Origin of the sequence: Paraburkholderia sediminicola, assembly GCF_046026855.1 — a bacterium.
GTDB classification, from domain to species: domain Bacteria; phylum Pseudomonadota; class Gammaproteobacteria; order Burkholderiales; family Burkholderiaceae; genus Paraburkholderia; species Paraburkholderia sediminicola_A.
Window position 1 is genome coordinate 62741 of the sequence record NZ_JAQQET010000045.1, and the last position, 13991, is coordinate 76731.

12 protein-coding genes and 1 pseudogene are annotated in these 13991 nt (G+C 59.1%); 10 read left to right on the forward strand and 3 right to left on the reverse strand.

The features are described 5' to 3' along the window. Positions 1–173 precede the first annotated feature (173 nt). From PQR40_RS35015 to PQR40_RS35045, 7 genes are all read left to right on the forward strand, one after another. Complete coding sequence (locus tag PQR40_RS35015) at positions 174–1613, forward strand: aldehyde dehydrogenase family protein (RefSeq protein ID WP_408510881.1); 1440 nt, start codon at positions 174–176, stop codon at positions 1611–1613. A gap of 111 nt (positions 1614–1724) precedes the next feature. Then, the gene (locus PQR40_RS35020; protein WP_408510882.1) at positions 1725–2120 is read left to right on the forward strand and encodes a carboxymuconolactone decarboxylase family protein; all 396 of its coding nucleotides are present in this window, start codon (positions 1725–1727) and stop codon (positions 2118–2120) included. Positions 2121–2205: 85 nt separating this feature from the next. Continuing rightward, positions 2206–3330, forward strand: a complete 1125-nt coding sequence (locus tag PQR40_RS35025) for a zinc-dependent alcohol dehydrogenase family protein (protein ID WP_408510883.1) — start codon at positions 2206–2208, stop codon at positions 3328–3330. Positions 3331–3656: 326 nt separating this feature from the next. Then, on the forward strand, positions 3657–4103 hold the full coding sequence (locus PQR40_RS35030; protein ID WP_408510884.1) for a hypothetical protein: 447 nt from the start codon (positions 3657–3659) through the stop codon (positions 4101–4103). A 105-nt stretch (positions 4104–4208) separates the two neighbouring features. Beyond that, complete coding sequence (locus PQR40_RS35035; RefSeq protein WP_408510885.1) at positions 4209–4895, forward strand: GntR family transcriptional regulator; 687 nt, start codon at positions 4209–4211, stop codon at positions 4893–4895. A gap of 353 nt (positions 4896–5248) precedes the next feature. Next, the gene (locus tag PQR40_RS35040) at positions 5249–6136 is read left to right on the forward strand and encodes an NAD(P)-dependent oxidoreductase (protein WP_408510891.1); all 888 of its coding nucleotides are present in this window, start codon (positions 5249–5251) and stop codon (positions 6134–6136) included. Positions 6137–6347: 211 nt separating this feature from the next. Then, a complete protein-coding gene (locus PQR40_RS35045) occupies positions 6348–6935 on the forward strand; it encodes a flavin reductase family protein (RefSeq protein ID WP_408510886.1) in 588 nt (195 codons plus the stop codon). A 161-nt stretch (positions 6936–7096) separates the two neighbouring features. Here PQR40_RS35045 and PQR40_RS35050 read toward each other — a convergent pair whose 3' ends face one another. Then, complete coding sequence (locus PQR40_RS35050) at positions 7097–8161, reverse strand: NAD(P)-dependent alcohol dehydrogenase (RefSeq protein WP_408510892.1); 1065 nt, start codon at positions 8159–8161, stop codon at positions 7097–7099. A 112-nt stretch (positions 8162–8273) separates the two neighbouring features. Continuing rightward, complete coding sequence (locus tag PQR40_RS35055) at positions 8274–8939, reverse strand: SDR family NAD(P)-dependent oxidoreductase (RefSeq protein WP_408510887.1); 666 nt, start codon at positions 8937–8939, stop codon at positions 8274–8276. A gap of 168 nt (positions 8940–9107) precedes the next feature. On the opposite strand from PQR40_RS35055, the gene PQR40_RS35060 reads away from it, so the two are divergent. From PQR40_RS35060 to serA, 3 genes are all read left to right on the forward strand, one after another. Continuing rightward, positions 9108–10085 (forward strand): LysR family transcriptional regulator, encoded by a 978-nt coding sequence (locus tag PQR40_RS35060; protein ID WP_408510888.1) that lies wholly within the window; start codon positions 9108–9110, stop codon positions 10083–10085. 433 nt (positions 10086–10518) lie between these two features. Continuing rightward, positions 10519–11622, forward strand: coding sequence for an alkene reductase (locus PQR40_RS35065; protein ID WP_408510889.1), 1104 nt, complete (start codon positions 10519–10521; stop codon positions 11620–11622). Between the two features lie 417 nt (positions 11623–12039). Then, positions 12040–13260, forward strand: a complete 1221-nt coding sequence (gene serA / locus PQR40_RS35070; protein ID WP_408510893.1) for a phosphoglycerate dehydrogenase — start codon at positions 12040–12042, stop codon at positions 13258–13260. Between the two features lie 61 nt (positions 13261–13321). On the opposite strand, the pseudogene PQR40_RS35075 reads toward serA, so the two are convergent. Beyond that, positions 13322–13764, reverse strand: a pseudogene (locus PQR40_RS35075) (LysR substrate-binding domain-containing protein); the annotation flags it as partial. Between the last annotated feature and the right edge of the window lie 227 nt (positions 13765–13991).

Below are 13991 nucleotides of genomic sequence, written 5' to 3' on the forward strand. Positions count from 1 at the left end.
CCGCTTCGGAGTGGAGTGCAATGGGGTAGCCGCTCGATGGCGGAGGTTTGGTCTCGTGACCACACTGCAATAGAAGTAGGAGCGGAGAACGACGGGTCGTAGTCGTGGCGTGGGCTAGCCCGCCACAGCGGAGGCCAATTCGACTGACGCATCCGCACCAACTGGAGATTTCAATGTACAGAACTGGATTTTTCTATATCGATGGAAAATGGGTCGAACCGAGCGACCCCTCCTGGTTCGAACTCATCGATCCTGCAACCGAACGGGCTTACGGAATACTCGCGCTGGGCAACGCGCGGGACGTCGATCTCGCAGTTGGAGCGGCGCGGCGCGCCTTTCCTGGTTACGCGGCAACGAGCGTCGAGGAACGTGTTGCGCTTCTCCGTCGAATGCTGAAGGCGTACGAGCGTCGCATCGGCGAATTTGCGGAAGCAATGCGTATCGAAATGGGGGCGCCCATCACGTTTGCGCGGAACGGGCAAGCTGTCAGAGGCACGGCGCATCTGAACGCGATCCTCGAAGTGCTCGAGCGCTTCGAATCCGAACAGGTGCGTGGGCGCACACGCGTCGTTCTCGAACCGATTGGCGTCTGTGGATTGATCACGCCGTGGAACTGGCCGATCAACCAGATCGTCGTGAAGATTGCACCGGCACTTGCCGCGGGTTGCACAATGGTATTGAAGCCGAGCGAGTATTCAGCGCTGAGTGCGCTGCTTTTTGCTGAGGTCGCCGAAGAGGCGGGGGTACCACCCGGCGTGCTGAACGTGGTCAATGGCGATGGCGCCGGCGTTGGGGTTGCAATCGCGAGCCACCCGGACATCGATATGGTGTCGTTTACGGGATCTACCCGAGCGGGAGTCTCCGTCGCGAAGTACGCGGCGGAGACGGTGAAGCGTGTCGCCCAGGAACTCGGTGGCAAGTCGGCGAACATCCTGCTTGACGATGTCGATCTGGAAAGCGCGGTTCGTCGGGGCGTTGCCGGTTGCTTCACGAATTCGGGGCAGTCCTGCTCAATTCCGACGCGCATGCTTGTGCCGCGGCACTTGATGAACGACGCAGCCCAGATCGCTAAGCGCGAAGCGGAATCGTTTCGTCTCGGGCCGACTTCGGATCCGGCCACGCAACTCGGTCCGCTCGTCAACCGCAACCAGTTCGAGCGTGTACAAGCGTTGATTCAATGCGGCATTGACGAAGGTGCACGGCTGGTTGCCGGTGGTCCAGGAAGGCCTGACGGTTTCGAGGCCGGGTATTACGTTAGGCCGACCGTGTTCGCGAACGTTACACCGGGCATGACAATCGCGGGGGAGGAGATATTCGGTCCGGTGCTGTCGATGATGCCATACGATACCGAGGCAGAAGCGATCAGAATTGCGAATGGGACTGAATATGGTCTTGCAGCATACATTCAATCGGCAGATCTCGAACGCGCGCGCAGGGTCGCGCGCGCGATGCGTGCCGGCGGTGTGCATATCAATTATCCCGCGCCGGACTTTCACGCGCCGTTCGGCGGCTATAAGCGTTCCGGTAATGGCCGCGAATGGGGCGAGGCCGGGTTGCGCGAATACCTGGAGACCAAGGCGCTGGTCGGCTACGAGTCACACGAGCACGCATGAAACACATAGCGAACGACGGCGTGGGCGCACGGTCGGCGTTGATTGGTCAGGGTGTAGCGTTATCCCGATTCGAATCTAATCAAAACCACCTTACAGTCAGAAGGAGACGAAATGGACCAAACCGATCGCTTTGATAGGGGATTCCAGAACCGCAAGGACGTGCTCGGGACCTCGCATGTCGAGAAGTCCTGGGCGAACGCCGACGACTTCAATCGTCCGATGCAGAAACTGGTCACCGAGTATTGTTGGGGCGAGATCTGGGGCAATCCGACGCTGCCGTTCAAGATGCGCAGCCTGCTGAATCTTGGCCTGCTGACCGCGATGAGCCAGCATCACGAGCTCGGGGTGCACGTGCGAGGGGCATTGCGCAACGGCGTGACGAAGGATGAGATCCGCGCCGTATTGATGCAAGCGGGTATTTATTGCGGCGTGCCGCTTGCATTGGCGGCGTTCAGGATTGCAAGCGAGGTAATTCACGCATTCGAAGCTGACCTGCAGGTCGGATGATCCGCTCGCTTTCTCTCCGGTGGCGTGACCGATTGATCGGTGCACTGCTGCTACCAGCTATCTATTTATCGAGGATATTCACGCGATGAAAATCCGCGCAGCAGTTCTTGATCAATCGGGATTGCCCCCGCCATACGTCGACTCTCGCCCACTTTCAGTACAAACGGTCGATCTTGCGCCGTTTGGTCCTGGCGAGGTTCTGATCAGGATCGCCGCGGCTGGCATCTGTCATTCCGACCTGTCGGTCGTCGATGGGGTCAGGCCGAGGCCGCTGCCGATGGTGCTTGGCCACGAGGCGGCCGGCATCGTCGAGCAGGTTGGATCCGGCGTCAATGATCTGAAACCGGGCGATCACGTGGTCTCGGTGTTCGTTGCCGCGTGCGGTCATTGCACGCCATGTGCGAGCGGTCGCCCCGCGCTTTGTGAACCGGGGGCGGTTGCAGGCGCGGCCGGGGAGTTGCTTGGCGGCGGTCGCCGCCTGTCTCGTGACGGCACACCGCTCAATCACCACTCCGGCATTTCCGCGTTCGCGGAATATGCGACGGTATCGCGTCATTCGATTGTGAAAGTCGATCCGGAAATCCCGCTTGAGGAGGCTGCATTGTTCGGCTGTGCCGTGCTGACTGGAGTCGGCTCGGCCGTGAACGCGGCGCGCATCAAGCCCGGGTCGCAGGTTGCCGTCATCGGCCTCGGTGGTGTCGGGCTCGCTGCGCTCCTCGGGGCCGTCGTGGCGGGCGCGGCACGCGTCATTGCGCTTGACGTCAACGTGGACAAGCTTGAGTTGGCCCGTGCACTCGGTGCGACCGACACATTCGATGCGCGCTCTCCCGATGTTTTGGAGGCTGTGCGCGAAGCGACGCGCGGTGGTGTCGACGTAGTCATTGAGACCGCGGGCGCCGCGGCTGCGCTTGAGCTCGGATATGGGATCGCACGTCGAGGCGGCGAACTGGTGACGGCCGGCCTGCCGCCGTCCACCACACGATTCGCGATTCCGGCGGTCTCGCTCGTCGCTGAGGAAAAATCAATCCGCGGTAGCTACATGGGCAGCAGCGTGCCGTCTCGGGACATTCCCCGTTACATCGACCTGTTCCAACGTGGACGCTTGCCGGTAGACCGACTGGTCACGCACCGGCTCGGTCTCGACGAGATCAATCTCGGGATGGATCGGCTGCGCGAAGGGAAAGCAGTGCGGCAGATCATCAAGATGTGACTGCGGTTGCGCTTCCGGGCCGCGACGGCAGGAGCGGGAAGACACGGATGTCACATACAGGAGTACAGGTGGCAGTCGTTCAAATAAATAGACAGGAGACAGAACATGGCGGGCACGGATCTGGAGCGTCGGCGGCTAAGCTAAGGCACTCAGGCGAGCGTGCGCGTATGGGTCGAAGCGGTAGGACAGGACCGTTCGTTCATGTTCAATCCGATCGGATCGCGTCGTTTCACGAGTTCCTGCGACATTGCCCGTCAGACATTGACGGCCGCGGGTGTCAGCATACGAAATGCGAGCGGCGACTTCACCGGGTCCCGCAATCGTGCATGTCGGCGATCGCAGCTTGCCTGCCGTTGGACGTCGGCGCGCTCAGCGCTGTCGGCACGAAAACGAGAACGGTTGCATTCGCAGCGGAACTGCGCGGCACACTGGATCATTTCAGTTTTCCCACCACGGCATCGCGGGATCAGTTCAACAAGCCCGTTGTCTTTATGTTGCTCGTTGTCCTGCTTGCGTACATGACGCTCACCCCGACACCTGCGGCTCCCGCATTGCTGGAAATGTTCCCGATACGAGCGATGTCTTTTCCCTATCACTTCGCGAGTGGATGGATCGGCGGACTGCTTCCGACTTTCTCGTTTGCGATTTCGGCGCAGCGCGGCAATATCTACTCTGGGCTCTCGTGTCCGGTAGCGTGGATCGCGATATCGCTTGTGATCGGCCTGTTGTTCCTGCGTGAGACGAAGGACGTTGACCTGACGGCCGACGTCTGACTGCAAAACAACGGCATCTGGGTGAAGCCGGGCCTGTCGCGAAACAGGGTCTGGTCGGTAGCGGTGTACAATCGGGCAAAATGATTGTGTGATAGGAATGAGAAAATGAGCACCGAAATGGAGCTTATCCGCCCGGAAACACTGCGAAATCAAGTCGAGAATTCGCTCCGGGAGGCAATTATGACTGGCCGCCTCCGGCCGGGTGAGAGACTTGTCGAGCGGGATCTATGCGAACGCCTCGGTGTGAGTCGTACGTCTGTACGCGAGGCGCTGCGCCGGCTGGAGGCGGAGAAGCTCGTCACGATCACTCCTCACAAGGGGCCCACGGTCACGGCGATTTCGGCAGACGAGGTGAGCGATCTCTACGCGCTGCGAGGTTTGCTTGAGGGTTTTGCGGCCCGCCAGTTTGCCTGTGTGGCAGACGAACGAGCCATCGCAGCATTCGGCCTCGCGGCTAAAGAATTGAAAACGCAAGCCGCCTCCCGCGACCGGGACGGCGTGCTTAAGGCGAAATCCCGTTTGTATGGGATCCTGCTGAATAATTGCGGAAACGCCTTGATCAGCGAAATGCTCAACGGCCTGTATTCGCGGATAAACCTGCTTCGCGCGACATCGCTGATGGAGCCCGATCGCCTGTCGAAGAGCCTGAAGGAGATCGACGTTCTCTACAGGGCGCTCAAGGTGCACGATGCTGATGCCGCCGAGAAAGCGGCGAGAACACACGTGGAGAATGCGCACCTGGCGGCGTTGAGGATTCTTGCGCTGATGCAGGAGCAGAGCGACGCCAATTGAGCGTGGCGCGTCCGCGCGAGCGCTGGACGTACCGCAGCGGCTGGTGGACTATGCCGCATCGCATGCGTGCCCCGTCCTTCACGTCATACTCTCGCAAGTATGCAGTTAGGCACAGCAACGGCTGTCTTTGTGCCCGGCCGCGCTGTCGCCGGTGGCGACTGCAGACCTCTTAATTCTCTGATCTGTTGTCCGGCTGCGCTGTGGCGCGGTACGGTGACATCTGCTGCGCATGGTAAGTCGAAGTATCGCGAGATAATTTGCATGATTGACGGATTGTATGACGGAAAATATACTGACCTGCGTTCCGTGCCGTATTCAATCCATCAGTTGAACAGAGGTAACACATGAACAGCGTGTCCAGTAGAGCAAGAGTTGGTTTCATCGGGCTCGGGATGATGGGATACTCAATGGCATCCCGGATCGCGTCAGCGGGGTATGACCTGTTCGTGCTGGACGCAGACGACAAAAGAGCCGACCGGTTCTGCGACGAGCAGCAGACGCAAGGCTTGACCGATTCAACTGCGCCGCAACTCGACGTGCTGATCACGATGCTGCCGAACTCGGCGATCGTCGAAGCGGTGCTGCTGGGCAAGGACGGTGCCGATGGATGGGCGCATATGCTGGCAGAGGGGAGCGTCGTTATTGACATGAGTTCCAGCGAGCCCGCGCGATCTCGCGATCTTAGTTTTCGACTTGCCGAGCTGGGACTGGACTATCTCGATGCTCCTGTTTCGGGCGGCGTTGTGAAAGCCGTTTCCGGAACGCTGGCGATTCTTGTTGGCGGGAACGCGGATGTCCTCGAAGCACAACGATCGTTGTTGGCGGTGATGGGTCAGAAGATTCTGCATATCGGCTCCGCAGGGGCGGGCCATGCCGCCAAAGCGCTGAATAACTACGTGTCGGCGACAGGGTTGGTGGCTACTGTCGAGGCGCTTGTGGTCGCGAAGAAATTCGGCATCGAGCCTGAGATCATGACCGACGTGCTGAACTCGGCGAGCGGCCGTAGCAACACGTCGGAAACGAAGGTGAAGCAGTTCATGCTAAGCGGCACCTTCGGTTCCGGATTTGCGCTTCAACTAATGGCGAAAGACCTCAATATCGCACTTTCGCTCGCGAACGCCGTCGGATACGAAATGCCCATGGGCAAGCGCAGCATCGAGATCTGGAACAAGGCGGCAGGTGTGTCCAAACCCACTACCGATCACACGGAAATGTACCGGATCCTTGGAGAGTCGCTTTGAATGACGACCGGTACAGCGGGCGCGATACCAGTCGAGGGTAATATGCGATATGGTTGTCATGTGACGACGCGTCCGCTGGAGATTCTGTCGCTGTGATCGTTTGACGGAGGCTGACGATGACGGCTTCGCACTACCGTCGGCGTCGCGGTGAGCTGCCAATGCACCCGGCGCGGCGAACGAATCGTCCAGAGGAGTTGTCCACGGAGCGAAAATGGAAAATCATGTTGCACCGGTCGAACTGACAAAAGCTTATCGTTTGATCAACCACGGGCCAACGGTTCTCGTGTCGGCGAATCACGGCGATGTCGTCGATGTCATGGCTGCAGCATGGTCGTGCGCGCTAGACTTTAACCCGCCGAAGCTGACCGTGGTGTTGGACAAGATAACGAAGACCCGCGAACTCGTCGAAAAGAGCGGTTCGTTCGTGATCCAGGTGCCGACGGTGGCGCAACTACGACTGACGCACGAAGTTGGAACCCGCACGCTGTCGAGCGAGCCGGACAAACTGGAGCGCTCCGGCGTGGAGCTGTTTCGCTTCGACGGATACGATCTGCCGTTTGTCTCGGGGTGTGCTGCATGGCTTGCATGCCGGCTAATCGTCGAGTCGCATAATCAGCAAACCTACGATCTCTTTATCGGCGAAGTGGTCGGCGCATGGTCCGATACGCGTGTCTTCAAGGATGGTCACTGGGAATTCGAGGATGCCGATCCGGCGCAAAGAAGTCTCCACTACATCGCGGGTGGCCACTTCTATGCGATCGGAGATTCTCTGAATATCGAAAAGGACAATGAGGACTGAGTTGCCACGGCAGGGTTGGGTTACGGCATGGCGCATGCTGTACGTCCGGGAGCGACGATGTCGGCTATCCGTCGCTCTGGTGTGCGTGGAGTCGCCCCCCATGGTTTTCGGTGTGAAACCGTGCGGCGAGGTGTGTCGTTTCTGGCATTCGGCGAGACCCGTCAGCCCGGGCCGACGTTTTGAAGCGAGGCCATGTCGATCACAAGGCGGTACTTCACGTCTCCCGCCACGACGCGCTCGAAGGCCTCATTGATGTTCTTGATATCGATTGTCTCGATATCGCAGGTAATACCGTGCTCAGCACTGAAATCGAGCACGTCTTGTGTTTCTGCTATGCCGCCGATCAGCGAACCGGCGAGCGTGCGTCCCTTCATCACAAGGTTGGCCGCATGAACCGGCGGGGTGATTGGCTCGATGAGCCCGACGAGAATGTGCACGCCACCGAACTTTAGCGTTTCGAGGTAAGGGTTCAGGTCGTGCTGGACAGGGATGGTGTCGAGCAGGAAGTCGAAATACCCCTGTACCGATCGCATTTCCGATTCGTTCGACGAGATGACAACATTGTCGGCTCCCTGTTTGCGCGCTTCGCGTGCCTTGGCGGGTGAGCGCGTGAATACGGTCACGTCGGCCCCTAGTGCCTTGGCGTACTTGATGCCCATATGGCCGAGGCCGCCCATCCCCAGAACGCCAATCCGATGACCGGGACGGAGTCCGTGGCGTTTGAGTGGGGAGTAAGTCGTGATACCCGCACACAGGATCGGCGCTGCGCTGGCGAGATCAAGACCATCCGGGATCCGGACGACGAAGTGCTCCTTGACCACGATGCTGTTCGAATAACCGCCCAAGGTCACTGAGCCGTCGATGCGATCCCGGCTCGCGTAGGTCTGGGTCGGTTCCTCGACGCAGTATTGCTCCTGGTCCGATGTGCAGGCATGGCAGCGGCCGCATGAGTCGACAAGACAGCCCACGCCGACCCGATCGCCGACACGGAAGCGCGTGACGCCGTCGCCGACCGCGGAGATTTTGCCGACAATTTCGTGACCAGGGACGAGAGGATATAGACTGACGCCCCATTCGTTTCTCGCCTGATGGATATCGGTATGGCAGACACCGCAATAAAGAATGTCGATTGCTACGTCGTCGTGGCGGGGCGTACGGCGTTCGAAGCTGAAGGGAGCCAGTGGGGACGAGGCGGACTGAGCCGCGTAACCGAATATTTGAGTCATGTGATCCTTGGAATGTGTGGGTACAGGGCGGGCGCGGCGGACGCGATGCGCCATGCCTTGCCCACGCACCACTAGAGGACGCACCGCTGTAGAGCTCGCGCGTCCTTGCCCGTCAGCTGTAGATCGTTTCCCAGGTCCAGTCGGGTCGGCCCTGAGCGTGAAGATCGAAGAAAGCTTGGGCGATTTCCAGGGATTGCCGCGTACCGGCTGCAACAAGGGTGCTTACGGTTACGGTCGCGATGTGAATGCCCTCCTCCTGCAAGGACGAGAACAGTGCTTTCGTTGCCGCACGCAATGCGGCTTTCGCGATGCTAATGTTCAGAAAATCGGGCGTCGGCTCGATACCAAAGCCACCCCCGGTAACGAGGATGGTGCCTTGACCCCGAGCGGCCATAACGTCGTGCGCGGCTTGAACGGCCGCGAGTGCGCTCGTCAGATTGATAGCCGTCTCAGACGTCAGCGTATCCACGGTTTCGTCTTCGAGCCTGCGAGGCTGCAACTGGCCGTTTGCGTCGTAGTGGAGAACGCCTGCGTTGTAGTGCAGTACCGCGAGATCGGAACCATGTTTGCGTACCAGTCCTGCTACCTCTGCGGGGCGTGATGCGTCGATCTGCTCGAATTCGATAGGATGACCGGCGTCGCGCAGCGGCTGAACCAGCGGTTCGAGACGGGACGGGTTGCGTGCGGCTATTACGACGCGATAGCCCGCCGCCGCGAATCGCTCGGCGGTGGCAAGACCGATGCCAGGACCGGCGCCGATGACGAGGTAGGTTTTCATGAACCTTGACTCCTGTTCGAACTGCAAGAAGTGCACGGGCGGTGTGCCCATGCACTGAGCGAGATGGTCAGCATAGCAGCCGGTATGCCCGATATGAATGGAGCAAAGCGTGTTGGGTTGTGAACCAAAAGTGCATAATCTGCTGTATCCGATTACGAAGGGGTGGACGTGTCAACTGCGCTGACCTATAAACACCCTGACTTGTCGGGCTTGCTGGCGTTTGAATGCGTTGCACGGCACCGGAACTTCGCGAAAGCGGCGATCGAGATGGAGGTGTCGCCGACAGCGATGTCCAAGGCGATCAGGAAGCTGGAAGCGCGTCTCGGCGTGCGGCTGCTTAACAGAACGACGCGCAGCGTCGGCTTGACGGATGAAGGCGCGAAATTGTTCGATTCACTGGGCCCTGCGTTGGAACAGGTCAAGTCGTCGATTCTGCAAGTTGGGGAATCGGCGGCGAGCCCGAAAGGCGTATTGCGCGTCAATACGTCCTACGTGGCCTATGTCACGCTGATACAGCCGCACCTGCCCGGGTTCTCGCGAATGTTTCCAGAGATGACGCTCGATGTGACGATCGACAACGGCCTGACGGATATCGTGGCGTCCCGATACGATGTCGGATTCCGGCTAGGACACATTGTGGAGCGCGACATGATCGGGATTCCCATCGGTCCTCCGCAGCAATTCGCGGTCGTCGGTACGCGTGCTTACCTGAAGGCCCGTGGTGTTCCTAAAAAACCAGTCGATCTGGCCGGGCACAACTGTATTCAGCATCTGATCGGAGAACCGCCTAAATTATTCAAATGGCGGTTTGCGCAGGAAGGCGATCCATACTCCGTGGACGTAGATGGGCAATACGTCTACAACGATATGCGTTGTGCGTTGGACGCAGCAAAGGCCGGACTGGGTCTTGCCTATGTGTTCCGGCAGTTTGCCGAGCCTGAATTTCACCGTGGCGAACTGGTGGCCGTACTGGAAGACCACTGCATCGACACGGGTCGGTTCTATCTGTACTACGCGAACCGGGACCAGATGCCATCCAAGATGCGGGCATTCATTGATTTCATCAGGCAGGGCAACGAGCCCGTCGCAAGCGCGACCTCTCCAGGTCGGCCGCGCGCAACGCGCACTCGCGCGGCTAGGCGTTGACTGAAGCCTATCGGCGACTACGTGTTCAGCCAGTCTGTCTCACGACAGGAAGGAGCGCTACGCCTCGGTATTGGCTGCGAGCCGCCGCGCGTCGATTATGCACTTTTGGTCAGTAACCTAAGTCGCGTTCGTCCATTCCCAGTCAGCTTGTAAGCCGCTACGCTTCTACATTGTTCATGGAGATATTCCCCGCTTATCTGCGCGAGGCGGCGACATGACGGCTTGGTCGACGACGTTTAACGCGTATTGCGATTGAGCGAAGTGCGGCACTGGCGATACAAAGGACCAAGCACTAGACAACTGGTCGACAAATGCTTGGTCGCTAGGCTCGGGCTGCAAGTGCGCGGTCCGTCTCGAGATTTTTCATTGTAAGACTGGTCAGCGAACTCGGTAATTTAGTAGACGACCGGTCAACTAACTTAAGGTGATTCACATGACTGACAACCACTTTCGAACTGATCTGTTTTCACCCACGAAGCTGGGGGCGCTCGAGCTCGCTAACCGTATCGTCATGGCGCCCTTGACGCGCAGCCGGATGGGCGAAGATGGAGTGCCGGGTGAACTGCATGCAACGTACTACGCCCAACGCGCGACTGCGGGTCTCATCATCAGCGAGGCGACCAACATTTCGGCGCAGGGCCGGGGCTATGCGATGACCCCAGGAATCTGGACGGAAGAGCAGGTGGCGGGCTGGAAGAAGGTAACCGATGGGGTGCACGAGACCGGTGGCAAGATCGTTGCCCAGCTATGGCACGTTGGTCGCTTTTCGCACGTCGATCTGCAACCCAACGGCGAAGCACCCGTCGCACCGTCCGCAATCAAGGCGGAAGGGAATACCTACACGGAAAATGGTCTCGTCGAAGTGTCGATGCCGCGTGCGCTCGAGACGTCGGAGATTCCCGGCATCATCGAGCAATACAAGCGCGCCGCCGAATGTGCGAAGCGTGCGGGTTTTGACGGCGTCGAAGTGCATTCGGCCAACAGTTATCTGCTGGACCAGTTTCTGCGGGACTCGACTAACGAGCGCACCGACCAATACGGCGGCTCAATCGAGAATCGCACCCGGCTAACGCTGGAGGTAGTCGACGCTGTCGTCGCGATCTGGGGTGGTGATCGCGTCGGCATCCGCTTGTCGCCGGTGACGCCCGATGCCGGCAACACACCGCCTGACAGCAATGTCATGGCGACGTATGGTTATCTGATCCGCCAGCTCAACAGGTTCAAACTGGCTTATCTGCATTTCGTCGAAGGTGCAACGGCAGCGTCGCGCACCCTGCCGGATGGCGTCGATCTGGATGCGCTGCGAGCATTGTTCGAAGGTCCATACATCGGCAATAACGGTTACGACCTCGAACTGGCTGTTGCGCGCCGTGCAGAAGGGAAGATCGACATGGTCGCATTTGGTCGTCCGTTTATCGCCAATCCGGATCTCGTGGATCGTCTGCGCCGTGGCGCGGAACTGGCCGTGGCACCGCGCGAGGCCTACTACGGTGGTGGTGCCAAAGGCTACACCGACTGGCCTGCAGGCAACTATTGAAGCCAGGCGCCCTCTGCAGCGACGAACTCGCGGCGGCAATCTATTAGTTTGTCAGCTTCGAAGCGACGGTCGTTTTTTAGAAAGAAGCGTGTGATTTCGATGTAACGATTCCACGCGCGACATATGCGGCTGTCCTGCTCGAGGGCGTGTTTTAGTCGTGTCGATTTCATGTGAAGTCGTAGGTGTTGGCGTAAGCGCTCGTAACTTCATGCGATCAACCCACGCAACCTCGTCAAAGAAACGCGGAAGGGTAGAACCGTACAAATTACAGGGTTGAAAACACAAATGTCCGGCAAGCGCTAACATCGTTGCGATGCCTTAAGACCTGAGCGTCGATGCGTTCGGCGCGATCAAGTGCGGCGAAACTGCGGACGTTTTGCCGACACTACCTGCCGGGCTTACGAATAGCCAACTTCACTGACATATGAACTTCCTATGACCTCTGTCCTTCTTCTGGAAAATATCCATGACACCGCTGTTGCACGCTTCAGCGAAGCAAAAGTAGAGGTCGAGCGCCGCGCAGGTGCGCTCGCCGGCCAGGAGTTGACGAGTGTACTTGAAACACACAAGCTGGTCGGAATTCGATCGGCAACGCACCTTGGGCGCGACGAAATCGATGCAGCACATCACTTGCTCGCTATAGGCTGCTTCTGTATCGGGACCTCGCAGGTCGACCTGAACGCCGCTGCACGCGCCGGAATTCCTGTTTTCAATGCACCGTTTTCGAACACTCGGTCGGTGGCTGAACTGGTGATCGCCGAAGCGATCCTGCTTTTGCGCCGTGTGCCGGAGAAAAGCGTGCTGGCGCATGCCGGGACATGGGCCAAGGGCGCGAGCGAATCGTTCGAGACGCGCGGCAAAACCATTGCGATCGTAGGGTACGGAAACATCGGGTCGCAGGTCGGTGTGCTTGCCGAAGCTATGGGAATGCGGGTCGCGTACTACGACGTGCAGGCGAGGCTCTCTCTAGGGTCGGCCCGTGCAGCGCGATCTCTCGCCGACGCGGTGTCCCATGCGGATGTCGTGACGCTTCACGTACCTGCCACTGTGCAGACGAACCGCATGATTGACGCTGCGACGCTTGCCTGTTTCAAGCCTGGCGCAATCCTCATCAATGCGTCGCGCGGTTCGGTCGTCGATATCGATGCGCTCGCGCAAGCGTTACAGGCCAAACGGCTGGGCGGAGCGGCCATCGACGTATTCCCGGAAGAGCCCAAGACCAACGCCGACATCTTCAAAAGCGTGCTGCAGCACTTGCCGAACGTGATCCTGACGCCACACGTCGGAGGGAGTACGGAGGAAGCGCAGGAAAACATAGGGACTGAAGTCGCGACCAAGCTGATATCGTTTTTGACGACGGGCGATACGGTGGGCTCTGTTAATTTCCCGCACGTCAATCCGGGCCCGCTGGACGCACCAGCGCGTTTGCTCAACGTCCATGGTAACGCTCCGGGTGCGCTCGCTACACTGAACACGCGGCTTGCCGGGGAAGGTGTCAACATAGTCGGCCAGCATCTACAGACGCAGGGCGAAACTGGCTATGTGGTAACGGATCTGGATAGAACGCCATCCAGCGAATTGATACGGGCACTGGCTGGAGAACCCGGTTTTATCCGGACACGTCTGGTGGTCAAGTAGTTATGTGTGTACGGCATCGTCCTGTTGAGTGGGTCCAACCATCTTATTAGTGCGACGCCGTTCAAACGGCGTTTGACTGACGATGCCCTATTTGGGTATCGCGATCCCAGCGCTTCAGCCAGGATTCGATGAAACTGGCGAAACGTGCGGCCGAAGCAGACAAGGATAGTTCCAACGGACGATAGAGGCAAACTCTACGGATCGTTTCCGGGTCGGTGATTCACGTCATGACGAGACCGAATGTCTTCGCGAGAGGCGCAACGTAAGCGAGGGCAAGTGTGACGATCATTCCTTGGGATGCCAGCCCGAACGCTGTCGTGACGTTGTCGAAAATTTCCGCGGAATGGTCGGCGCATCCGAAGGCATGTCCACGAGCATCTGTGCGACTCCTCGCTCATGGTCACGCCATGTAGCCACAATCGGAACATCGCGTAGATCCTGCCATCGAATTCTCCTGCGCGATGCAAGCCGATGAGAGGGTACGCTCCACATCATCCAGGTGCTTGTCCGTCACAGCACTATGCCTTACAGCCGCTTGTCCACCGTATGTACCACGATCGAGCACCGGCATGGGCTGTTGCATTCGGCACTTGGAAACGTGTATCTCTCGCGTACCTTGCGCCGGCGACGCGGGCCGCCATCGTCGCGACGCTGTCTCCAGACGGAGATGCCGCAACGATGGCGGCGCCGTGTGACGAGATTGTGCGCGATGTGTCTGCCCGCGGCTATTG